The organism is Streptomyces sp. NPDC026206, from assembly GCF_040638465.1.
Lineage (GTDB): Bacteria > Actinomycetota > Actinomycetes > Streptomycetales > Streptomycetaceae > Streptomyces.
Genome location: NZ_JBEZYL010000001.1, coordinates 439,631 through 461,746 on the forward strand (window position 1 = coordinate 439,631; position 22,116 = coordinate 461,746).

The following is a 22,116-nucleotide window of genomic DNA, read 5'->3' on the forward strand; positions in this document are numbered from 1 at the left end:
AAGCGAGGTCAAACGAGGGCGGCGAAGAGTAACCGGGAGAACCTGCTTTGAGCCGTGCATCTGACAGTTCGTCCTCCGGGCCCCAGGGTCGCGGCGGTGCCGCCTACCCTTCGGGCACCCCGCCGTACGGAACCCCCTCCGGCGAGGAACCGGCCACCGGAGCCGCCGCTTCCGCGGCGCCGCCCGCCAAGCCGGGTGAGCCCAAGACCGAGACCACGATGACGACGCGGATCCGCATCAACATCCCGGGCTCGCGGCCGATCCCACCGGTCGTCCTGCGGACGCCCGTCGGTGACGAGGCGCCGGCCGCCGACGCGGCCCCTGCGCCCGCCGCGGGCCGTGACGCCGCGGAGCGCAGGGAGAGCCTTCCGACGCGGCCCAAGTCCGACCGGACGTCCGCCGCCCCGGCGGGGTCGGCCGGCGCCGCGCCGTCGGCCGACCCCGACCGCCCGGAGAAGGCCAGCGACTGGTTCGCGCCGCGCAAGTCGGGCCCGGCCGCACCGCCCGCACCGGCGCGCCGTCAGCCCAAGTCCGCTCCGGCGGCGGCCCGCGGCAAGCAGCCGCCGCTGCCGCGCCGCGGCGCCGCGGACCCGGCCCCCGACCAGCGGCCGCCGGTGCGGGGCGCTTCGGCGGGCGCGGCCGCCAACCCCTGGCCGGGCGACGCCTCGACGACGGGTGCCGTCCCGCAGGTCCCCGCGTCCGGTGGCGCCGCCGCCGACGGCACGCCCCCCTGGCCGGGCGGCGACCCGTCCACCACGGCCGCGACGCCCTGGCCGAACGGTTCCCCGGCCGGTGCCATGCAGCACCCGGCGCCGGGTGTCCCCGGCGCGGGCGGCGGCGCGCCGTGGCCGGGCGACGCGCAGAGCAGGGGCACGAACCCCTGGCCGGGCGACCCCTCGACGACGGGTGCCGTCCCGCAGGCCTCCGCCCCCGGCGGCGGCGCCGCGAACGGCGCGGCTCCCTGGCCGGGCGGTTCCCCGGCCGCGAGTGCCGACGACTGGCCCGGCGGCGCCTCCACCACCGGTGCCGCACCGTGGCCGGGCGGCAGGCAGGCCGCCGGCGCCACGCCGGGTCAGTCCGACACCCCGCCCTGGCCGGGCGGCCAGGCCGTCCCCGGTGCCGCACCGGGGGCTCAGGCACCCTCGACCACGCAGCAGTTCCCCGCGCCCACCGTCGGGGCCACCATCGGCGGCGTCCCCGCCGGTGGCGCCGCCTACGCGACCGGGCGTACGGACACCCCGCTCGAAGGCTTCCCGGCCGTCGGCACCCCCCAGCCGGGCTCCGGCAACCCGGCGGCGCAGGGCCAGGCACCGGCCAAGGGCAAGAAGAAGCGCGGCCCGAAGGCACCCGCTCCCGTCGGCAACCAGCCCGGCGAGACGCTGGTCAGCGGCGTACCGCCGGTGTCCCCGGCAGCGGGGCAGGGCACGAAGGGCCCCGTGGACAGCGGCGCGCCCCGCGTGCCCGTGCCGAAGCCCAAGCCGGCCGCGGCCGCCGGTCAGCCCGCGCCGGCCGTCCCCAAGCCCCCGGCGAAGAGCGCCCCCAAGAGCGCGGCGAAGCGCGCGCCCAAGAAGAAGGGCCGCTCCAAGCTCGTACTCCTGGGCGGCGGGCTCGTCGCGCTGGTCGGTCTCGCGTACGGCGCCGGGCTGCTGCTCGACCACGCCGACGTGCCGAACGGCACCACCGTGCTCGGCATCGACATCGGCGGCAAGTCCAAGGACCAGGCCGTACAGACGCTCGACTCCGCGCTCGGCAAGCGCACCGGCGCCCCGCTGAAGGTCTCCATCGGCGGCAAGTCGGCCGACCTCAAGCCGTCCGTGGCGGGGCTGTCGATCGACACCCAGGCCACCGTGCGCGCTGCCGCCGGACGGGACTACAACCCCGTCACCGTCCTCAGCTCGCTCATCGGCGGCAGCCGTACGGCCGAGCCCACCGTGATCGCCGACGAGGAGAAGATCGCCGCCGCGCTCAAGACGCTGGCCGGCGAGACCGGAACGGCCAAGGAGGGCACGATCAAGTTCGAGCCCGGCAAGGCCGTGCCCGTCTACGGACAGCCGTACCAGGGCGTGGACGTGGACGCCTCGGTCGAGGCGGTCTCCAAGGCCTTCCGCGACCGCGCGGCCACCGGCCAGGACAAGCCCATCGTGCTGGCGACGTCCGGCCAGCAGCCGAAGGTGGCCAACGCCGAGGTCGACCGGATGATGAAGGACTTCGGGGCGCCCGCGATGTCCGGCCTGGTGACCATCCAGACCGACCCGGCGCACAAGATCCAGTTCGGTCCGGACCGCTCGCTGCCGAAGATCCTCTCCGTCAAGGAGGTCAACGGCAAGCTCGTCGAGAGCTACGACCTGGAAGCGCTCAAGGAGCTGTACGGGAACGCCTTCAACGGCGTCCTCATCGCCCGCGGCAACGGCAGCAAGACGCCCGTCCAGCCGACGGATGTCGCGGGCGCCCTCGGCAAGGCGCTGCGCGGCAAGGCACCCGCCGAGCGGATCGGCACGATTCCGCTGAGCTGAGCCGAGCCGAGCCGAACGACAGCGGGTGAGCCCCCGTGCCGCACCCGGCACGGGGGCTCACCCATGTCAGGGCACCCATGACATCTGTCATCACCTGTTCACGACGGCTGACACTGCCCCGCGCCGCGCCGGCCCGCGATGATTTTCCCCATGACCACCACTGCAACCGCGTTCACGGGGGACGGGCGTCGCACCGGCGCACCCGTGGTCAGCTTCGAGAACGTCAGCAAGAACTACGGCACCGTGCGGGCCGTGGCAGATCTGGACCTCACCCTCCACCCGGGCGAGACCGTCGCCCTTCTCGGCCCGAACGGAGCGGGCAAGTCCTCGGCCCTCGACCTGCTGCTGGGGCTGCGCAACCCCGACGCCGGCCGCGTCGAGGTCTTCGGCATGACCCCGGGCCAGGCCATCGCACGGGGCAGGGTCGGCGCGATGCTGCAGTCCGGCGGCCTGATGGAGGATGTGAAGGTCCGTGAACTGGTGAAGGTCGCCTGCGACCTGCACCCCCGGGCGTTCCCGATCGAGCAGGTGCTGGCGGCCGCGGATCTCACCGACATCGCCGACCGCATGGTCAACAAGCTCTCCGGCGGCCAGGAGCAGCGGGTGCGCTTCGCCCTCGCGACGGCCGGCGCCAACGACCTCATCGTCCTGGACGAGCCGACCACCGGCATGGACGTCTCGGCGCGGCAGGCGTTCTGGGGCGTGATGCGCGAGCAGACCCGCCAGGGACGTACGGTCCTGTTCGCCACTCACTACCTCGAAGAGGCCGACGCGATCGCCGACCGGGTGATCGTGCTGCGCCAGGGCCGCGTCCTGGCCGACGGCTCGGCCGCCGAGATCAAGGCGAGGGCCGGCGGCCGCCGGATCGTCTTCGACCTCGACCAGCCGATCGGCGAGGCCGCGCTGCGGGAGCTGCCGTTCCTCTCCTCGCTGGAGATGTCCGGCCGCACGGTCCGCATCCAGTCCCAGGACGCCGACGCGACCGTCCACGCCGTCTACGGGCTCGGCCTCTACCCGCGCAACCTCGAGGTCGCGGGCCTCGGCCTGGAGCAGGCATTCCTCGCCATCAACGACGCAGCGACCGCCGAGGAGGCGGCCCGATGAAGACTCTGGTCAAGCTCGAGATCACGCGCACCCTGCGCAACAAGAAGTTCGTGTTCTTCTCCGTGCTCTACCCCGTGGTGCTCTACGTGCTGATCGCGGGTGGCGCGAGCGAGGACGAGCTGGTCAAGGGCACGAAGCTGACGCTGCCGCTGCTGATGATGGTCTCCATGGCCTCCTTCGGCGCCATCACCGCCGTCCTCGTCGGCAACAGCGAGAAGATAGCCAAGGAGCGCGAGAAGGGCTGGGTGCGCCAGCTGCGCCTCACCGCCCTGCCGGGCCGCGGCTACGTGACGGCCAAGGTCGCCTCCGCCGCCGTCGTCTCCCTCCCCTCGATCCTCGCCGTCTTCGCCGTCGCCGCCGGCGTGAAGCACGTCCGCCTCGACGCCTGGCAGTGGGGCGCGCTCACGGGCTCGATCTGGGCCGGCAGCATCGTCTTCGCCGCGCTCGGCGTGGCCATCGGCTATCTCGCCACGGGCGACGCCGTACGGCCCATCACGTTCATCATCTACTTCGCCCTGGCCATCCTGGGCGGCCTGTGGATGCCGACGACGACCTTCCCGCAGTGGCTGCAGGACATCGCCGCCTGGACCCCCACCCACGCCTACGCCGCGCTCGGCCAGGCCATCGAGGTGGGCGACGCGCCCCACCTGAAGGACGTGTCGCTGCTGGTCGCCTATCTTGTGCTGTTCGCCGGCGGGGCAGCGTGGCTGTACCGCAAGGACACCCGCAAGGCCTGAGACGGCCGTGCGGGGCGGTGACGAAGAGACGCGGAAGACTGGAGACGGGCGATGGCCGGACGTGAGCGGCGCTGGAATCCATGGCGCGCCGCCATGGAGATCGAGGACGACCCGTCGCACTTCAGCGGCATCGGGGGCCGTCCCGTGGGCCGCCGCCAGGTAGTGATCAAGCTGATGTGGACCTCCATCTGGTTCGCCTACCTGGCGGCCCCGGCGGAGGACGTCCTCGGCGACCACCACACCACCGTCGCCGACATCCTCGGCGGGGCGGGCCTGACCGCCTTCGTGACCTCCTACCTCGTCCTGGTCTTCCGGCACACGTCCCGGTCGCTGGAGCGGGACCGGGTGCTCGCCTGGCTCGGTGTCCTCATGGCGCTCGCCGTCGTGCTGTCGCTGACGCTCGGGGCCGCCTGGCTGGTGCTCTTCGTCTTCGTGAGCATCGCCTCCGGCGCGGTCCTGCCCACCAAGCTCGCACGCATCGTGATTCCACTGGTTACGGGGGTACTGGTGGCCATCGGTGCGAACCTGCGGGGCTCGGCGGCGGAGTTCCTGGCGGCCCTCATCATCCCGGCGCTGCTCGGCGGCTTCGCGATGATGGGGGTGCGGCAGATGGCCCTGACGACCCGTGCGCTGCGTGAGGCACGGGCGACGGTGGCTCACCTCGCCGCCAACGAGGAAAGGTTGCGGCTCGCCCGTGACCTGCACGATCTGCTCGGCCACTCGCTCTCGCTGATCACGCTCAAGAGCGAGCTGGCCGGGCGGATGCTGCCGGACAAGCCCGAGGACGCGGCCCGCCAGGTCGCCGACATCGAACAGGTCAGCCGCCAGGCCCTGGTGGACGTCCGGGAGGCGGTGAGCGGCTTCCGCCGCCCCACGCTGGAGGCCGAACTCGCCGGGGCCCGTACCGCCCTGGACGCCGCCGGCATCGCCCTCGACCTCTCCGGGGCCACCACCGGAAGCCATGCCGACCTGCCGCCCGACGAGGAGGGCGCGCTGGCGTGGGCGCTGCGGGAGGCGGTGACCAACGTGGTGCGGCACAGCGGGGCGCGCCGCTGCGAGGTAACGCTCGCGGAGTCGGGGCACGAGATGTGCCTGACCGTCACCGACACCGGCAGCGGCCCGGGCGGTTCGCCCGGCAACGGACTGACCGGTCTCGCCGAGCGGCTGGCCCTGGCCGACGGCCGGCTGGAGACCGGGGCGGGCCCGCGCGGCGGCTTCCGGCTGCGGGCGTACGTGCCGCTGTCGCGACCGGTGGCGGCACCGGTCACGGTGGTCCAGCGGCAGACGTGAGCTGCGCGGCGCCGGCGCCGCCTACGCTGTCGCTGTGACTGCAGACCGGCCCGCGACGCCCCATGACGCCCACGACCGCCCGGCCATCCGGGTCCTCCTCGCCGAGGACCAGTCGATGGTCCGCGAAGCACTGGCCGCGCTCCTGGGCCTGGAGGGGGACATCGAGGTCGTCGTCCAGGTGGCCCGGGGAGACGAGGTCGTGGACGCCGCCCGCCGGACACCGGTCGATGTGGCGCTGCTGGACATCGAGATGCCCGGGATGACCGGGCTCGACGCGGCGGCGCTGCTGCGCCGCGAGCTGCCGCAGCTCAAGATCGTCATCCTGACGACCTTCGGGCGGCCGGGCTATCTGCGCCGGGCCATGGAGTCGGGCGCGGACGCCTTCCTGGTCAAGGATGCCCCCGCCGCGCGCCTGGCTGAGGCGCTGCGCCGTGTGCTGCGCGGCGAGCGCGTCATCGACCCGACGCTCGCCGCGGCCGCGCTCGCGGAGGGGGCGAACCCCCTCACCGACCGCGAGCGCGCCGTCCTGACCGCCTCCGCCGACGGCTCGACCAACGCCGAACTGGCCGCGGCCCTCCACCTCTCGCACGGCACGGTCCGCAACTACCTCTCCACGGCCATCCAGAAGGCGGGCGCCCGCAACCGCACCGAGGCGGTCCGCATCGCCCGCGACAAGGGCTGGCTCTGAGGGCCGGGCCCGCTCAGTTCAGCATGGCCCGGGCGGCGAGCGCCTGGTGGCGCACGGATTCCGCCGCCGTCGGCTCCAGCGGGGCGATCACCTCCGCGTACTCCTCCAGCTCCCGCGCGCCGCGGGCGAAGTCGCCGCGCTCCACCAGGAGCTCGGCGCGCTCGTAGCGCAGGCGGGCCGGGTGGGCGGGCAGCAGCAGCGAGAGCTCCACCGCCCACAGCTGGACGTCGCTGCGCTCGGGCCGGGCGGCGGCCCAGGCGCGGATGTTGTTCAGGACGCGCAGCACGATCTCCAGCGGCTCGGCCGGGGAGAACATCGACGGCGCCAGCGGAGCACCGGTCGCGCCCGCGACCAGCAGGCCCGCGTCCTCCTCGGACAGGGGCCGGCCCCCGTCGAAGGGGTCGGCCAGCACATGGCGCCCGAACGGGTCGCCGAAGCCCACGACGAAGTGCCCGGGCAGTGCCACCCCGTACACGGGCGCCCCCGCCCGGCGGGCCACCTCCATCCAGACCACGGACAACAGGATCGGCAGCCCGCGCCGCCGCTTGAGCACCTCGTCCAGCAGCGAGGACTCCAGCCGCCGGTAGTCCGCCGGTGAGCCGTGGAACCCGCAGCGCTCGCCGAGGAGCTCCGCGAGGGCCTCCGCCCAGCGCCGCGGCTCCGCCCCCCGGCCCAGCGCCGGCAGCAGCCCGGCCAGCCGGTCCAGCTCCATCTGCGCGGCGTCGATCGCCTCCTCGCCCAACCCCGCCCCTGCCTCGGCAGAGACCAGCAGACACAGCAGCGCCAGGTCGGGCCGGTCGTCCCGGGCCGTCTCCGCGAACCGCCGCCGTCGGTCAGTGGTGTCGTCGTACATGCGTGCCTCGTACCCCTCGAGGCGGTGGCGCAGCCACCGCCACTGTCCATGGTGCGACCCCGCGGCTACCGCAGCGGCTCACGGCGGTAGTGGTAGGCGTGGTGCGTGGTGAAGCCGAGCTCGTCGTAGAGCGCGGCCGCCGCGCCGTTGCCCGTCTCCACCTGCAGGTATGCCGCCGAGGCGCCCTCGCGCAGCGCTTCCTGGGCCAGCCGGGCCATCACCAGCGTGCCCAGCCCCTGCCGCCGCCGGTCCGGGCTCACGTCCAGCGCGGCGAAGCCCGCCCACCGGCCGTCGATCACGCACCGCGCTATGGCCGCCGGCCGGCCCTCCGGCTCCTCTCCCGGCCCGTCCTCCTCCGCCACGGCCGCGAACCAGACCGACGGGCCCGCGGCCAGCACGGCCACCGCGTCGTCCCGGCCGGCGCCGGTACGCCCGTATGCCGCCAGCCACGCCTCGTCCGGCTCCCGGGACAGCACCACCCGCGCCGCGTCCACCTCCCGGTCGGCGACCGGGGCCAGCGCGGCCGTCCGCATCAGGGCGTGGCGCTCGGCCGTCCAGCCGCGCTCCGCGAGCTCCGCGTCGAGCCGCTCGTCCGCCGCCGGGTCCTCCGTGGTGACCTGCACCAGCGCGGGCAGCCCGCGCTCGGCGTACCAGGCGGTCACCCGGTCCAGCGCCGCCGGCAGCGGCATCCCGCAATCGCCCAGGGGGAGGGCCGAGTTGGCGCGGGCGGTGAAACCGCCCGCCGCACGCAGCGTCCAGCCGCCCAGCCGCTCCGTCTCGCGGGCGGGCCAGCCGCGGGCCGCGACCTCCTGCAGTTCGCGGCGGCTCGCCACGGGACCGCGCCGCCGGGCCGGGGCTGCCGGGACGACCTTGCCGGCCACCAGAGAGGTCTCCGTGACATCGACCGTTTCACCGTTCCGGCGTGTGATCCGCAGCACACCGCCCGTCCAGGAAGTGAGGACACCGACGGTGTCGGTGAAACGCTCCGGCGAACTCCCGGAGTCGTTCAGGCGCCGCAAGGAGACCCTTTTTCCCACATCTGCCGCGGTGATCCGTACTGCCGGCCCTCCGCCCGTGGTGAATTCCACAGCTCTGCCCGCCCCTCTTGTTCGTCATGTGCCCGGGGAGGGAGATACTAGGTGTGGGCATCGACGACGCCGCGCTCCCGCGCGAGATGAGCCCTACCGAGGAGGAACGACAGCGTGACCTACGTCATCGCGCAGCCTTGTGTCGACGTGAAGGACAAGGCGTGCATCGAGGAGTGCCCCGTCGACTGCATCTACGAGGGCTCCCGGTCCTTGTACATCCACCCGGACGAATGCGTTGACTGTGGTGCCTGTGAGCCGGTCTGCCCGGTCGAGGCGATCTTCTACGAGGACGACACTCCGGAAGAGTGGAAGGACTACTACAAGGCGAACGTCGAGTTCTTCGACGAGCTCGGTTCGCCCGGTGGAGCCTCCAAGCTCGGCCTGATCGAGCGGGACCACCCCTTCATCGCCGCGCTGCCGCAGAACCCCAACGGCTGAGCAGCGCTGCCGCGGCCCCGTACGGCCTACGCCGTACGGGGCCGCGGCGTTCTTGCCCCCACGCACCCCCCAACGCACCCGCACGAAGCAAGAGAGCGAGCAGCGAACACCGTGAGCGCAGTCTCTTCCCGCCTCCCCGTCTTCCCCTGGGACCGCCTCGAGCCCTACAAGGCCACCGCGGCGGCCCACCCCGACGGCATCGTCGACCTCTCGGTGGGCACCCCCGTGGACCCGGTGCCGGCCCTGATCCAGCGGGCCCTGGCCGGTGCCGCCGACAGCCCGGGCTATCCCACGGTATGGGGCACGGCCGCGCTGCGGGACGCGCTGACGGGCTGGGCCGAGCGCCGCCTGGGCGCCCGGGGGCTGGACCACACCCACGTGCTGCCGGTCGTCGGCTCCAAGGAACTGGTGGCCTGGCTGCCGACCCAGCTGGGCCTGGGCGCCGGCGACAAGGTCGCCTACCCCCGGCTGGCCTACCCGACGTACGAGGTGGGCGCGCGGCTCGCGGGCGCGGAGCCGGTCGTCTACGACGACCCGACGGAGCTGGACCCCGCCGGCCTCAAGCTGCTCTGGCTGAACTCGCCGTCCAACCCGACCGGCCGGGTGCTGTCCAAGGAGGAGCTGCGCCGCGCGGTCGCCTGGGCGCGCGAGCACGGCGTGCTGCTCTTCAGCGACGAGTGCTACCTGGAGCTGGGCTGGGAGGCCGAGCCGGTCTCGGTGCTGCACCCGGATGTGTGCGGCGGCTCCTACGAGGGCATCGTCGCCGTGCACTCCCTCTCCAAGCGCTCGAACCTGGCCGGCTACCGTGCCGCCTTCATCGCCGGTGACCCGGCCGTACTCGGCGAGCTGCTGCAGATCCGCAAGCATGGCGGAATGATGGTCTCCGCCCCTGTTCAGGCCGCCACCGTCGCGGCCCTGGGCGACACGGCGCACGTCACCGAGCAGCGGGCCCGCTACGCCGCCCGCCGGAGCGCGCTGCGTACCGCCTTCGAGGGCGCGGGCTTCCGGATCGAGCACAGCGAGGCTTCGCTGTACCTGTGGGCAACGCGTGACGAACCGTGCTGGGACACGGTCGGCGAGCTGTCCAAGCGCGGCATCCTCGTCGCACCGGGCGATTTCTACGGCACCGCGGGCGGGCGTTTCGTCCGGGTCGCCTTCACCGCCACGGACGAGCGCGTCGAGGCCGCGGTCCGGCGTCTGGCCGAGTAGCTCCTACGCCCGTGCGTACACGCACAGGGGGCCCGGGACGACACGTCCCGGGCCCCCTGCGCGTGCTCCATGGCGTGGCTCAGCCGAGGGGCAGGCCCTTGGCCGACAGCGCCTGGGTGGGCAGGCCGCCCTTGGTGAGGCCCTGCGTGGTGTTGCCCAGCGCCTGGCCGGCGCCCGCCACCTGGCCGACGGCCTTCTGCGCGGCCGGGACCTGCTCCTTGCTGGCCTTGCCCACGGTGCTCGTGGTGGTACCGACGGCCTTGTCGCCGACGCCGGTCGTCGTGCTCCCGGCCTGCTGGGTGGCCGCGTCGACGCTGGGGCCCAGGCTCGCGCTGTCCACCGCGCTCAGGCCGCCGAGGTCGGGGGCCTTGACCGGCTCGGCGGCGCTCGCGGCGCCGGCCGCGGCGCCGACGAGGGGGGCGGCCGCCGCGACGAGCAGGGCGGCCCGGGCGATGCGACGCGTGAGGGGGAGGGACATGTTGCTCCTTTGACGGAGTGGGAGTTCGGTTGCTGTCCGGCGAGCGGACGCTGTGACTACCGCGTGAGCCCGGCGAAGGTTGCGGTGAACCAAGGTAAAGAGTAAGTAATGCGTCGCATTATCAGCTCTGTTGAAACCCCGGCAAACCGGGCAGGTTGTCCATCAATGCCGAAGGCTTAAAAGCCTTTAGTCACAAGGTCGCCAGGGGTGTTCGGGAACGCGTGCGGATGCCGGTGAAGGCGGCAACTCCCGTATGCGGCAGGTACCCCCGTGGAGGGGCCTCTCGCACTACTGAGCGGTCGTGATTCTTACCGCCGCCGGGCTGTCCCCGGCCGCCCCGCTCCCCGATTTCCGCCAGCCGTCCGCGGAATTCTCCGCCGTCCACACCCGGTCGCCGAAGGAAACGCGCTCCACGCGCAGTTCCGCCGCGTGCGCCACCGCCCAGGACGCCAGCTCCCAGCCGCGCCGCCCCGGCATGTCCTGCGCCGACGCCGCGGCGGGCTGCACCGGCACCGTCAGCGTGCGGGAGGCCCCCGGACCGCCGGAGGCCCCCGAACCGCCGGAGCCGCCGGTCCTGCCGTCCCCGGCCGGTCCACCGGTCACCACCGGCAGCACGCCGGGGCCGAAGTCGCGCGTCAGCCTGGCCCGCACCGCCGACGCGTCGCCGGGCTTGCCGTCGCCCGGGCTCCTGGTGCAGCTGAACGCGCCCTCCGCGCGGCCGGTGAGCGCCGACGACAGCAGCGAGGCGTCCGGCTCGTGCTTGGCGTACGCCTGCGGGAAGCCGCTGCGTTGCACCTTCTGCGCCGCCACCGTCAGCGGCAGCCGGGAGTAGCCCGGCACCTGCACCAGGTGGTCGTAGAACTTCCCCGCCGCGTAGACCGGGTCCGTGATCTGCCCGGCCGTGCCCCAGCCCTGGGTCGGCCGCTGCTGGAACAGCCCCAGCGAATCCCGGTCTCCGTGGTGGATGTTGCGCAGCCCCGACTCCTGCATCGCCGTGGCCAGGGCGATCGTCACCGCCCGCTCCGGCAGCCCGCGCGCCGACCCCACGGCCGAGATCGTCGCCGCGTTCACGGCCTGCTCGGGAGAGAGGGAATACGACTGCCCGTTCGCCCGCACCGTGCAGCGCGGCGCCCCCGGGCCGCCCGTCACCAGCTGAGCGATCCCGTACCCGATCAGCGCCAGCAGCACGGCGCAGGCGGCCACGGTACGCAGCAGTCGGCCACGGCGGGTGACGGTGATGCGGGACATGCGGCTCACGTTACTTGAGGGAGTGCCCACCGGCGGCGCTGGACCTCACCGGCGGTCGCGTTAGGCTCGCGGCATGGATCACGCCGCACTGGACCTGTCCCTCGACGCAGCCGCCCTCACCGCCCGGCTCCTCGACTTCCGCTCCGAGAGCGGTGACGAGAAGGCCCTCGCCGATGCCATCGAGCGGGAGCTGCGCGCCCTGCCGCACCTGACCGTCGACCGGCACGGCAACAACGTCGTGGCGCGCACGGACCTCGGACGCCCCGAGCGGATCATCCTGGCCGGCCACATCGACACGGTGCCCATCGCGGACAACGTGCCCTCCCGGCTCGACGAGGACGGCGTGCTGTGGGGCTGCGGCGCCAGCGACATGAAGTCCGGCGTCGCCGTGCAGCTGCGCATCGCCGCGACCGTCCCCGAGCCCAACCGCGACCTGACGTTCGTCTTCTACGACAACGAGGAGGTCGCCGCGCACCTCAACGGCCTCGGACACATCGCCGCGGCTCACCCGGAGTGGCTGCAGGGCGACTTCGCGATCCTGCTGGAGCCCTCCGACGCCCAGGTCGAGGGCGGCTGCCAGGGCACCCTGCGGGTGCTGCTGCGCACCCAGGGGGAGCGGGCCCACTCCGCGCGCGGCTGGATGGGGTCCAACGCCGTCCACGCCGCCGCCCCGATCCTCGCCCGCCTCGCCGCGTACGAGCCGCGCCGCCGGGTCGTCGACGGACTCGAGTACCGCGAGGGCCTCAACGCCGTACGGATCTCCGGCGGCGTCGCGAACAACGTCATCCCCGACGAGTGCACCGTGACGGTGAACTTCCGCTACGCCCCCGACCGCACCGAGGAGGAGGCGCTCGCGCACGTCCGCGAGGTCTTCGACGGGTGCGGCGTCGCGGAGTTCGTGGTCGACGACCACAGCGGCGGCGCCCGGCCGGGGCTCTCGCACCCGGCCGCCGCGGCCTTCATGAAGGCCGTGGGCGGCACGGCGCAGCCCAAGTTCGGCTGGACGGACGTCTCGCGCTTCAGCGCGCTGGGCGTGCCTGCCGTCAACTACGGTCCCGGCGACCCGCTGTACGCGCACAAGCGGGACGAGCACGTGGCGACCGCGAAGATCACGCACTGCGAGGAGCGGCTGCGCGCCTGGCTCACCGGCTGAGAGTCCGGTGGCCGGGGCGGTTCCGTCCTACGCTGAGGCGCAACGAATCCGACGATCTGCGGTTTTCGACGAACCGCAGCGGAGGGAGCACGGTATGGGCAATCCCGAGGCGTCGCGCACGCGAGGGGAGCAGCGCCGGGGACCGGTCGTGCGCCGGCTCGGCCAGATGCTGGCGGGCACCACCGACCAGCACCTGCTCGACACCAGAGGAACGGCCGACTGGGTCCACGAGGACCCGTTCCGGGTCCTGCGCATCCAGTCCGAGTTCGTCGAGGGCTTCGGAGCGCTCGCCGAACTGCCACCGGCGATCAGCGTGTTCGGCTCGGCCCGTACGAGGCCGGGCACGCCGGAGTACGAGTCCGGGGTGGCCATCGGGCGCGGCCTGGTCGAGGCGGGCTTCGCGGTCATCACCGGCGGCGGCCCCGGCGCGATGGAGGCGGCCAACAGGGGCGCCATGGAGGCAGGCGGCGTGTCCGTCGGCCTCGGCATCGAACTGCCCTTCGAGCAGGGGATCAACCGCTATGTGAACCTCGGGGTCGACTTCCGGTACTTCTTCGTCCGCAAGACGATGTTCGTGAAGTACGCGAGCGGGTTCGTCGTGCTCCCGGGCGGACTCGGCACGCTGGACGAGCTGTTCGAGGCGCTCACGCTCGTCCAGACGAAGAAGGTCACCCGCTTCCCCATCGTCCTGTTCGGGACCGACTACTGGCAGGGCCTGCTCGACTGGCTCAAGGACACACTCGTCGCCGAGGGCAAGGCGGGCCCGGCGGACCTGCAGCTCTTCCATGTCACGGACGACGTGGAAGAGGCGATCGGGGTCGTCACGAAGGAAGCGGGTACGTGACGTCCGCCGCCGGGACGAGCCCGTCCGGCACCCTTGGACACGGCGCCTAGGCGAGTCCCCGCCGGGCCACCGCAGGGGCGCGGTGGCCCGCGATGGACGCCACCATGTCCAGTACCTGCCGGGTCTCCTCGACCTCGTGGACCCGGTAGACCTGCGCGCCCAGCCACGCCGAGACGGCCGTCGTCGCGAGCGTGCCCAGCACCCGCTCCTTGACCGGCTTGTCGAGCGTCTCGCCCACGAAGTCCTTGTTGGACAGCGAGACGAGCACGGGCCAGCCCGTCTCCGTCATCTCGCCCAGCCGGCGGGTGGCCTCCAGCGAGTGACGGGTGTTCTTCCCGAAGTCGTGCCCCGGATCGATCATCACGGCGTCGCGGCGGACCCCCAGCTCCACCGCCCGCTCCGCCAGGCCCACCGTCACGCGCAGGATGTCGGCCATCACATCCTCGTACGCGATCCGGTGCGGGCGCGTGCGCGGCTCCACGCCGCCCGCGTGCGTGCACACCAGGCCCGCACCGTAACGGGCCGCGACCACCGCCAGTCGGGGATCCACGCCGCCCCACGCGTCGTTCAGCACATCGGCGCCCGCTTCGCAGACGGCCTCGCCGACCTCGTGCCGCCAGGTGTCGACGCTGATGACCACGTCGGGATGGCGCCGCCGTACCTCGGCCACGAAGCCGACCGTGCGGCGGGCCTCCTCCTCGGCACTCACCTCCGCGCCGGGACCCGCCTTGACCCCGCCGATGTCGATGATGGCGGCGCCCTCGGCGATCGCCTGCTCCACCCGGGCCAGCGCCGGCTCGTCGTGGAAGGTCGCCCCCTGGTCGTAGAAGGAGTCGGGCGTCCGGTTCACGATCGCCATGATCACCGGCTCGTGAGCGTCGAACTCGCGTCGTCCCAGCCGCAGCATCTTCCGTACTCCCTCTCCGTGGTCCGCCAGCGACCTTAACTGTCAGTGCGGCATGGCACGATCGGGGTGGACGGTTTGGATGATGAAGGACGACGGGGAGACGGCCGTGTTCTGGTTCTTGCTCATCGCGCTGGTCGTGGTGGTCGCCGCGGTCACGCTCGCCGTCGCCGGGGGCGGCAGCGACGCCACCGGCGGCCTGCCCGAGCCCACGCAGGACCGCATGGCCTGGCCGCTGCCCGCCGGGCGGCCGGTGGCCCGGGCCGACGTCGAGGCGCTGCGCCTGCCGATGGTGCTGCGCGGCTACCGCATGACCGACACCGACGACGCCCTGGACCGGCTCGGGGCAGAGCTGGCCGAGCGGGACGCCCGGATCGCCGAGCTGGAGGCCGCGCTCGCCGGCGCCCAGGCCGCGGCCATGGGCGGCCACCGGGGCCTCATCGACGGGGAGGGCCGGGAGGACCGGGCGGGTCATGAGGGAGCCGCCGTGGAGGACGAGGACGCGCGGCCCGGGCAGCAGGCGGACGAGCCGGCCGGCAGGCCCGAGGGCGACGAGGGGGAGAAGTCATGAGCGGCGGGGGAGCGGTCGTCGGACCGGACGGGCTGCCGCGCTGCCCGTGGGGCCTGGAGGCGGAGTCCCGGGCGGACTACCGCGCCTACCACGACACCGAGTGGGGCCGCCCGGTCCACGGCGACGACGCCATTTACGAGCGGATATGCCTGGAGGCCTTCCAGTCGGGGCTGTCCTGGCTGACGATCCTGCGCCGCCGCGAGGGTTTCCGCACCGCCTTCGCGGGCTTCTCCATCGCCGGGGTCGCGGCCTTCACGGACGCCGACGCGGACCGGCTGCTGGCCGACCCCGGCATCATCCGCAACCGCGCGAAGATCGCGGCGGCCATGGCCAACGCGCAGGCCGCGGCCCGGCTGGCGCCGGGGGAGCTCGACGAGCTCGTCTGGTCGTACGCGCCGGAGCCCCGCCCGGTGCCGCGGACGTTCGCCGACGTGCCGGCGATCACGCCGGAGTCCACCGCCTTGGCCAAGGACCTCAAGAAGCGGGGCTTCCGCTTCGTGGGGCCGACGACGGCGTACGCCCTGATGCAGGCCTGCGGCCTGGTGAACGACCACCTCGCCGGCTGCCACGTGCGGGGAACCGCTTCTTGAGGAGCGGAGCCCCGGTTCGGGAAGCCGCTCAGCGGCCCACGAACCTCGGCTTCTCCTTGTCCAGGAAGGCCGCGACGGCGATGCCGTGGTCCTCGGACGCACCGGCCCGGCTCTGGAGCTCGTCCTCCTTGGCCAGTGACTCGGCCAGCGAGTGGTCCGCCCCGTACTCCAGCGACTCCTTGATCGCCGCGTAGGCCGCGGTCGGGCCCCCGGCCAGCCGGCGCGCCACGGCCTGTGCCTCGGCGGCCAGCTCCGCCGCCGGTACGACCTTGTTGGCGATGCCCAGCTCGTACGCCTCCTGGGCCGGGACGTTGCGCGGGAAGAGCAGCAGGTCCGCGGCGCGGCTGCGGCCGATGAGGCGGGGCAGGGTCCAGGAGACGCCCGAGTCGGCGGTGAGGGCGACCCCGGCGAAGGAGGTGTTGAAGGTGGCTGCGTCGGCGACCACCCGGTAGTCGGCGGCGAAGGCGAAGCCCGCACCCGCGCCCGCCGCGACGCCGTTGATCCCGGCGACGACCGGCTTGGGCATCCGGGTGATCGCGGTGACGATGGGGTTGTAGTGATCCTTGACGGTGTCCATGGTCGTCCGGGTGCCGCTCTCGCGGTCGGCGGCCAGGGAGGTCACGTGCTCCTTCAGGTCCTGCCCGACGCAGAAGGCGCGCCCGGTGGCCGTGAGCAGCACGGCCCGTACGGCCGTGTCGGCACCGGCCCGGCCCAGGGCGTCGCGGAGAGCGACTTTGAGCTCCGTGTTCAGCGCGTTCATGGCGTCGGGACGGTTCAACGTGATCGTCGCGAGCCCGTCGGTCACCTCGTACAGCACGGTGTCGGCCATGGTGTGCGGCCCCTCCCTCGGTCGGCTGCGGATGGGGTCGGCCCCATACCGTTCAAGCTGTGAGCGTGCTCAGCATGCCGGAGATCATCGGGGGCCGATATGTGACCTGCGTCAAACAATCGAGTGCCGCTATGTCCCTGAGGGCGACGCAGGAACAGAGCGTGATCCCCGAATTGAGTGGTTTTGCGGCAGCGCGTTGCCGAAGGGATGCAGACCGATGTTGGTCATTGGGTCGCGCGATGCGGGATAATGACCTGGAAGCAATGTGTTCGATGCCGGTGACGCGTGCCCTTCCATGGGGCCGTCGGCACGATGAGCTGGTTTCAGGAAGGGGAACGAGCATGGCGGCCATGAAGCCGCGGACGGGCGATGGCCCGCTCGAGGTGACCAAGGAGGGGCGGGGCATCGTCATGCGGGTTCCGCTCGAGGGCGGCGGTCGTCTCGTCGTCGAGCTGACCCCTGACGAGGCCAAGGCTCTCGGCGAGGCCCTGGAGAAGGTCACCGCCTGACGTACGGGTGACGTACAGGCCCACGAATCCCGCACCGCCCCGGCTGCCGGTCCACCCGGCCACCGGGGCGGCGGCGTGTCCGCCGTCCCCCGGGCCCCTGCACGGCGCGTCAGCCGCCGCGGCGGACGGCGCACAGCAGCCCGTCGCCGACCGGCAGCAGGGACGGCACCAGCACGGTCGATTCCCGCACGGCCCGCAGCAGTTCCCGCAGCCGCTGCACCTCGGCCGGCGGCAGGGCCGAGTCGACGGTGCGGCCGTCCGCGAAGACGCCCTCGAAACAGACCAGCCCGCCGGGGCGCAGCAGGCGCAACGATTCGGCTAGGTAGTCGAGGCACTCCAGCCGGTCACCGTCACAGAAGACCAGGTCGTAGCCCCCGTCGGCGAGGCGCGGCAGCACCTCCAGGGCCCGGCCGGGGATGAAGCGCGCCCGGTTGCCGGCGAAGCCGGCGGCGCGGAACGCCTGCCGGGCGAACTGCTGGCACTCCGGGTCGCTGTCGACGGTCGTGAGCACGCCGTCCGGGCGCATGCCGTGCAGGAGGTGGATGCCGGAGACTCCGGTGCCGGTGCCGATCTCGGCGACGGCCTTGGCGTCCGCAGCGGCGGCGAGCAGGCGCAGCGCAGCGCCGGTGCCGTTCGACACCGAGCGGAGACCTGCCTCGTAGGCCCGGTCCCGGGCCCAGCGCAGCGCCTCGTCCTCGGCGACGAACACATCGGCGAACGCCCAGCTCGTCTGCTGGTTGCCGGTAATGGCCCTCTCCTGTCCCCGTAGTCGACGCAACCGTGACTGTATCCGCTGACCACGGGAACCCGCAGATGGGACCGGGCGTTGAGGAGGTGGAGGGCAGGGGAAATCGGCGGGAACCGACCGGCGCCGGCCGGTCGTCACGGATCACAGCAGATCAAGACCAAAAAGCGGGTCAAAAATACTTATCCGGAGCTAACGGGCGAGGTGGATATGGTAGGGGCTCCACTGGACACCACCAGAGCCGACAGGGGAGGTGCGGCTGCGGGCGGCGACCGCCGAGGGGCGCTGATGAGGCGCTTCCGCAGGTCCGCTCCGGAGCCGAAATCCGTGACCTACACCGCTGACAGCCCCCATCGCCCGAACGGCACGGCAGGGGCTCCCATCCGCGCCACCAGCTCCGCAACCACCGCGACTTTCGCCACCGATGCGGACCCGCAGGCGTGGACACCTCCCACCTGGGAGGAGATCGTCAGCACGCACAGCGCACGGGTCTACCGTCTCGCCTACCGCCTCACGGGCAATCAGCACGACGCGGAAGACCTGACGCAGGAGGTCTTCGTCCGCGTCTTCCGCTCGCTGTCCACCTATACCCCGGGAACGTTCGAGGGGTGGCTGCACCGCATCACCACCAACCTCTTCCTCGACATGGTCCGGCGCCGCCAGCGCATCAGGTTCGACGCGCTGGGCGAGGACGCCGCCGAGCGGCTCCCCAGCCGTGAGCCCTCCCCCCAGCAGCACTTCAACGACACGCACTTCGACGCCGACGTCCAGCAGGCGCTCGACACCCTCGCACCGGAGTTCCGCGCCGCGGTCGTCCTGTGCGACATCGAGGGGCTCTCCTACGAGGAGATCGCCGCGACGCTGGGCGTCAAGCTCGGCACCGTCCGCAGCCGTATCCACCGCGGCCGCTCCCACCTGCGCAAGGCGCTCCAGCACCGCTCGCCCGCCGCCCGGGCCGAGCAGCGCGCCGTGGTGGGTGTGGCCCCCGGCGTTCCGGTTGGTGGGGAGGTAGGGATCGCGTGACCGGTTCAGGCGGTCGGTCCTCCGCCGAGCACCATCTCGGCGACCGCCTCGCGGCCCTGGTCGACGGGGAGTTGGGACACGATTCACGGGAGCGGGTGCTCGCGCACCTCGCCACCTGCTGGACATGCAAAGCCGAAGCCGACGCGCAGCGCCGGCTCAAGAGCGTCTTCGCGGAGGCCGCGCCTCCGCCGCTCTCCGACTCCCTGCTCGCCCGGCTGCAGGGCCTGCCCGGCGAGCGGCTCCCCGACGACCGTGACGGCGGCGGTGATGGCCCGGCCGGCGGAAGAGACAGAGACGGCTCCATCGGCCGGATGCAAGCGTTCGCCCTGCTCCCGGTGATGGCTCCGCAGACCCGTGAACGCGGCTTCCGCATTCACGAGGTCGAGCCGCGCGGTGGCTCGCGCGGGCGCCGGTTCGCCTTCGCGGCCGCCGGTGCCGTCTCGCTGGCCGCGTTCGCGCTGGTCGGTGCGCAGCCCCTGGAGACGGCCGTGGAGGCGCCCAGGGCCCGGGGCGGCGGCCCGAGCTCCGCGACGACCTCGCTCGCGATGACGCCGGGCCAGGTGCGCGAGGAGCGCGACCTGAGCCGTACGCGGCCCGCCGCGAAGGAGTTGCCCGCCGCCCTCATGGCTCCGGCGTCCGCCGGCGTATCGCTGCTGCGCCCGTCCGGCGCACCGGTGCTGCCGCCGCTGGTACGGATCTCCCTCCCCCTCCCGGTGGGGCCGGACCAGGTGGCTGCCTCCCGCTGATTGCGGCCCCCTCCCCCCTCCGCACCCACGGGAGGACCTGGTGTAATCGTCGGTGGGGCGCGGGTGCCACCGGCATGCTCGCCCTCGGACGAACGGTGGGAGAGCAATGGACGAGGGGAAGGCACGGGTGCCCGGACCCAAGCCGCAGTGGTGGAGCCGTCGGCGCCGGAATCCCGACGACTGGCCCCTGCAGGAGCCGTCGGGCGCGCCGGCCGGCCCCGCCGCCGAGGACGCCCCGCACCCGCTGTCCGGGCCCGAGCCCGAGCCCGACGAGAGCACCGCGCCCGGCACCGGCACGGCGGCCGCCCCCGAGGGCACCCCGCACCCGCTGTCCGCGCCCGTTTCCGGCGATGCCACGGACGTCGGCCCCGCGTCCCGGCACCCGGGCCAGCAGCCCGATTCCCACGCGGGCACCGCACCTGTCCCCGGCGATGCCACGGACGTCGCCCCCGCTGCCGCATCTCCGTCCCCGCACCCGGTCCAGCCGCCCGAGCCCCACGCGAGCACCGCGCCCAGCACCGGGACGGCAGCCCTTGCCGCCCCCGACGACGCCCCGCACCCGCGCGCCGCGCCCGTTCTGGACAGCGGGCCCGTGCCCCTGCACGCGCCCGACCCGTACGGCACCCCGCCCTATGGGCGGCCCGGGCCGTGGGCGCCTGCGCCGCCCGTGCAGCGGCCCGCGGTGACTCCGGCGCACGGCATGCAGCTGCCGCCCGTGGCACCGGTGGCCCTGCCCGCCTACCCGCAGGCGCAGGATCGGCCGCAGCCCGAGCCGCAGGCGTACCCCTACGCCGGTTCCGCCCCGGCCCCGCGGGGCCCGTGGGCCTACGACCCGTGGGCGGCGCCCGCCAAGGGCCCGCAGGAGGGGCCGGCCGCGGCGCTGTCGCGGGGCCGGATCCTGGCGGGGGCCGTGGCCGTGGCGCTGGTCGCCGGGGGGCTCGGTGCCGGCGTCGGGGTCTACCTGGAGCGCGACGGCGGGGTGTCCCCGCGGGTGACGCTGCCCCAGGCGGCGCCCGGCAGGACCGACCGCGCGCCCGGCAGCATCGCGGGGATCGCCGCCCGCGCCCTGCCCGGCGTCGTGACGATCCATGTGCGCGGCGGCGGCGAACAGGGCACGGGCACCGGCTTCGTCCTGGACGACAAGGGCCACATCCTCACCAACAACCACGTCGTGCAGCCCGCCGGCTCCGACGGCTCGATATCCGTGACGTTCAACGGCGGCCAGACCGCCAAGGCCACCCTCGTGGGCCGCGACGGCGGCTACGACCTGGCCGTCATCAAGGTCTCCGGGGTCTCCGGGCTCACCCCGCTGCCGCTCGGCAACTCCGACTCCGTCCGCGTCGGCGACTCAGTCGTCGCCATCGGCGCGCCCTTCGACCTCGCGGGCACGGTCACCACCGGCATCATCAGCGCCAAGCAGCGGCCGATCACCGCGGGCGGCAAGAAGCAGGACGGCAGCGACATCAGTTACGTCGACGCCCTGCAGACCGACGCCCCCATTAACCCGGGCAACTCCGGCGGCCCCCTGATGGACTCCGCGGCCCGCGTCATCGGCATCAACAGCGCCATCCGCTCCGTCGGCGACTCCGACGCCGGCGGCCAGGGCGGCAGCATCGGCCTGGGCTTCGCCATACCGGTCAACCAGGCCAAGCGGGTCGCCGAGGAACTGATCAACACCGGCAGGGCCACCCACCCGGTCATCGGCGTCTCCCTCGACATGGGCTACGCGGGTGACGGCGCACGGGTGAACACCGACACCTCCAAGGGCCCGGCCGTGGTCCGCGGCGGCCCCGCCGACAAGGCGGGCATCCAGTCCAAGGACGTGATCAAGAAGGTCGACGGGGCGCCCGTCCACAGCGGCCAGGAGCTGATCGTCAAGATCCGCAGCCACCGCCCCGGTGACACGCTCGGCCTGACCGTCGAGCGCGACGGCCGGGAGCGGGCCGTGCGGCTGACCCTGGGGTCGGCGAGCACCCGCTGAGCTTCGCCCGGTGTCGGCCGAGGTGTCTCCCGCGGCTCCCGCCGGGCCAGGTACCGTGATAGGTGGCCGGGACCGCGGCCGCCGACGCCACAAGGAGCTGTGCAACGTGCTCGACATAGGACCCCTCGAGCTGGTCGCGCTCGTCGTCCTCGCCGTGCTCATCTTCGGCCCCGACAAGCTGCCGAAGATGATCCAGGACGTGTCGCGCACGCTGCGTAAGATCCGGCAGTTCTCCGAGAGCGCCAAGGAGGACATCCGCTCCGAGCTCGGCCCCGAGTTCAAGGACTTCGAGTTCGAGGACCTCAACCCCAAGACCTTCGTCCGCAAGCACGTGCTGGAGAAGGACGAGCTCGGGCTGAAGGAGATCCGCAACGGCTTCGACTTCAAGTCCGAGATGACCGAGGTCACCGACGCGGTGCACGGCCGCGGCACCGACCCGGCCGCGCCCGCCCCGGCGGCCGCCACCGGCTCCGGCACCCCCGACCTGCTGAAAAAGCGCGAGAGCCCGCAGCCCGGCGAGCATCCGCCCTTCGACGCCGACGCCACCTGAGCCCGCGTATGCCGGGCCCCATTGA

23 protein-coding genes are annotated in these 22,116 nt (G+C 73.4%); 16 read left to right on the forward strand and 7 right to left on the reverse strand.

Features of this window, described 5'->3' with window-relative positions; all coding sequences use genetic code 11:
- The first annotated feature begins 47 nt into the window (after positions 1-47).
- The 5 genes from AB0F13_RS02065 (at position 48) to AB0F13_RS02085 (ending at position 6,332) form a co-directional block, all read left to right on the forward strand.
- The gene (locus AB0F13_RS02065) at positions 48-2,513 is read left to right on the forward strand and encodes a hypothetical protein (protein WP_362073604.1); all 2,466 of its coding nucleotides are present in this window, start codon (positions 48-50) and stop codon (positions 2,511-2,513) included.
- 150 nt (positions 2,514-2,663) lie between these two features.
- Complete coding sequence (locus AB0F13_RS02070) at positions 2,664-3,617, forward strand: ABC transporter ATP-binding protein (protein ID WP_362073607.1); 954 nt, start codon at positions 2,664-2,666, stop codon at positions 3,615-3,617.
- Positions 3,614-4,354 carry an ABC transporter permease gene (locus AB0F13_RS02075; RefSeq protein ID WP_362073610.1) on the forward strand — a complete coding sequence of 247 codons (741 nt, stop codon included), beginning with the start codon at positions 3,614-3,616 and terminating at the stop codon, positions 4,352-4,354. The genes AB0F13_RS02070 and AB0F13_RS02075 overlap by 4 nt, the downstream gene beginning before the upstream one ends.
- A gap of 93 nt (positions 4,355-4,447) precedes the next feature.
- Positions 4,448-5,644 carry a sensor histidine kinase gene (locus tag AB0F13_RS02080; RefSeq protein ID WP_362074461.1) on the forward strand — a complete coding sequence of 399 codons (1,197 nt, stop codon included), beginning with the start codon at positions 4,448-4,450 and terminating at the stop codon, positions 5,642-5,644.
- A gap of 34 nt (positions 5,645-5,678) precedes the next feature.
- The gene (locus AB0F13_RS02085) at positions 5,679-6,332 is read left to right on the forward strand and encodes a response regulator transcription factor (RefSeq protein ID WP_362073613.1); all 654 of its coding nucleotides are present in this window, start codon (positions 5,679-5,681) and stop codon (positions 6,330-6,332) included.
- Positions 6,333-6,345: 13 nt separating this feature from the next.
- Here AB0F13_RS02085 and AB0F13_RS02090 read toward each other — a convergent pair whose 3' ends face one another.
- Complete coding sequence (locus AB0F13_RS02090) at positions 6,346-7,185, reverse strand: transglutaminase-like domain-containing protein (protein WP_362073616.1); 840 nt, start codon at positions 7,183-7,185, stop codon at positions 6,346-6,348.
- Positions 7,186-7,250: 65 nt separating this feature from the next.
- Complete coding sequence (locus AB0F13_RS02095) at positions 7,251-8,273, reverse strand: GNAT family N-acetyltransferase (RefSeq protein ID WP_362073619.1); 1,023 nt, start codon at positions 8,271-8,273, stop codon at positions 7,251-7,253.
- Between the two features lie 114 nt (positions 8,274-8,387).
- Here AB0F13_RS02095 and fdxA point away from each other — a divergent pair, with 114 nt between their 5' ends.
- Positions 8,388-8,711 carry a ferredoxin gene (gene fdxA / locus AB0F13_RS02100; protein WP_362073622.1) on the forward strand — a complete coding sequence of 108 codons (324 nt, stop codon included), beginning with the start codon at positions 8,388-8,390 and terminating at the stop codon, positions 8,709-8,711.
- A gap of 111 nt (positions 8,712-8,822) precedes the next feature.
- Positions 8,823-9,920, forward strand: coding sequence for a succinyldiaminopimelate transaminase (gene dapC, locus AB0F13_RS02105; protein WP_362073624.1), 1,098 nt, complete (start codon positions 8,823-8,825; stop codon positions 9,918-9,920).
- 79 nt (positions 9,921-9,999) lie between these two features.
- Here the strand turns inward: dapC and AB0F13_RS02110 are convergent, their stop codons facing one another.
- Both AB0F13_RS02110 and AB0F13_RS02115 read right to left on the reverse strand, forming a co-directional pair.
- Positions 10,000-10,398 (reverse strand): ATP-binding protein, encoded by a 399-nt coding sequence (locus tag AB0F13_RS02110; RefSeq protein WP_362073627.1) that lies wholly within the window; start codon positions 10,396-10,398, stop codon positions 10,000-10,002.
- A 288-nt stretch (positions 10,399-10,686) separates the two neighbouring features.
- Positions 10,687-11,646 (reverse strand): hypothetical protein, encoded by a 960-nt coding sequence (locus AB0F13_RS02115; RefSeq protein WP_362073630.1) that lies wholly within the window; start codon positions 11,644-11,646, stop codon positions 10,687-10,689.
- A 73-nt stretch (positions 11,647-11,719) separates the two neighbouring features.
- Between AB0F13_RS02115 and dapE the strand changes: the two genes are divergently transcribed.
- Complete coding sequence (dapE, locus tag AB0F13_RS02120; protein ID WP_362073633.1) at positions 11,720-12,799, forward strand: succinyl-diaminopimelate desuccinylase; 1,080 nt, start codon at positions 11,720-11,722, stop codon at positions 12,797-12,799.
- 94 nt (positions 12,800-12,893) lie between these two features.
- Positions 12,894-13,643, forward strand: a complete 750-nt coding sequence (locus AB0F13_RS02125) for a TIGR00730 family Rossman fold protein (RefSeq protein ID WP_362073636.1) — start codon at positions 12,894-12,896, stop codon at positions 13,641-13,643.
- A 46-nt stretch (positions 13,644-13,689) separates the two neighbouring features.
- Here the strand turns inward: AB0F13_RS02125 and folP are convergent, their stop codons facing one another.
- On the reverse strand, positions 13,690-14,550 hold the full coding sequence (gene folP / locus AB0F13_RS02130; RefSeq protein ID WP_362073639.1) for a dihydropteroate synthase: 861 nt from the start codon (positions 14,548-14,550) through the stop codon (positions 13,690-13,692).
- A gap of 79 nt (positions 14,551-14,629) precedes the next feature.
- Here folP and AB0F13_RS02135 point away from each other — a divergent pair, with 79 nt between their 5' ends.
- Both AB0F13_RS02135 and AB0F13_RS02140 read left to right on the forward strand, forming a co-directional pair.
- Positions 14,630-15,118, forward strand: a complete 489-nt coding sequence (locus AB0F13_RS02135; protein WP_362073642.1) for a cell division protein DivIVA — start codon at positions 14,630-14,632, stop codon at positions 15,116-15,118.
- The gene (locus AB0F13_RS02140) at positions 15,115-15,708 is read left to right on the forward strand and encodes a DNA-3-methyladenine glycosylase I (RefSeq protein ID WP_362073646.1); all 594 of its coding nucleotides are present in this window, start codon (positions 15,115-15,117) and stop codon (positions 15,706-15,708) included. Before AB0F13_RS02135 ends, AB0F13_RS02140 begins: the two co-directional genes overlap by 4 nt.
- A gap of 28 nt (positions 15,709-15,736) precedes the next feature.
- On the opposite strand, the gene AB0F13_RS02145 is transcribed toward AB0F13_RS02140, so the two are convergent.
- Positions 15,737-16,537, reverse strand: coding sequence for an enoyl-CoA hydratase-related protein (locus AB0F13_RS02145; protein ID WP_362073649.1), 801 nt, complete (start codon positions 16,535-16,537; stop codon positions 15,737-15,739).
- 341 nt (positions 16,538-16,878) lie between these two features.
- Between AB0F13_RS02145 and AB0F13_RS02150 the strand changes: the two genes are divergently transcribed.
- The gene (locus AB0F13_RS02150) at positions 16,879-17,046 is read left to right on the forward strand and encodes a DUF3117 domain-containing protein (RefSeq protein ID WP_179198936.1); all 168 of its coding nucleotides are present in this window, start codon (positions 16,879-16,881) and stop codon (positions 17,044-17,046) included.
- 109 nt (positions 17,047-17,155) lie between these two features.
- Here the strand turns inward: AB0F13_RS02150 and AB0F13_RS02155 are convergent, their stop codons facing one another.
- The gene (locus AB0F13_RS02155; RefSeq protein ID WP_362073652.1) at positions 17,156-17,824 is read right to left on the reverse strand and encodes a class I SAM-dependent methyltransferase; all 669 of its coding nucleotides are present in this window, start codon (positions 17,822-17,824) and stop codon (positions 17,156-17,158) included.
- A gap of 177 nt (positions 17,825-18,001) precedes the next feature.
- Between AB0F13_RS02155 and sigE the strand changes: the two genes are divergently transcribed.
- The 4 genes from sigE (at position 18,002) to AB0F13_RS02175 (ending at position 22,091) form a co-directional block, all read left to right on the forward strand.
- Positions 18,002-18,814: an RNA polymerase sigma factor SigE gene (gene sigE, locus AB0F13_RS02160; RefSeq protein WP_362073655.1), complete on the forward strand. Its 813-nt coding sequence runs from the start codon at positions 18,002-18,004 to the stop codon at positions 18,812-18,814.
- Positions 18,811-19,560, forward strand: a complete 750-nt coding sequence (locus tag AB0F13_RS02165) for a zf-HC2 domain-containing protein (RefSeq protein WP_362073658.1) — start codon at positions 18,811-18,813, stop codon at positions 19,558-19,560. The genes sigE and AB0F13_RS02165 overlap by 4 nt, the downstream gene beginning before the upstream one ends.
- A gap of 106 nt (positions 19,561-19,666) precedes the next feature.
- Complete coding sequence (locus AB0F13_RS02170; protein ID WP_362073661.1) at positions 19,667-21,541, forward strand: trypsin-like peptidase domain-containing protein; 1,875 nt, start codon at positions 19,667-19,669, stop codon at positions 21,539-21,541.
- Between the two features lie 106 nt (positions 21,542-21,647).
- Positions 21,648-22,091 carry a sec-independent translocase gene (locus AB0F13_RS02175; RefSeq protein WP_362073664.1) on the forward strand — a complete coding sequence of 148 codons (444 nt, stop codon included), beginning with the start codon at positions 21,648-21,650 and terminating at the stop codon, positions 22,089-22,091.
- Positions 22,092-22,116 lie beyond the last annotated feature (25 nt).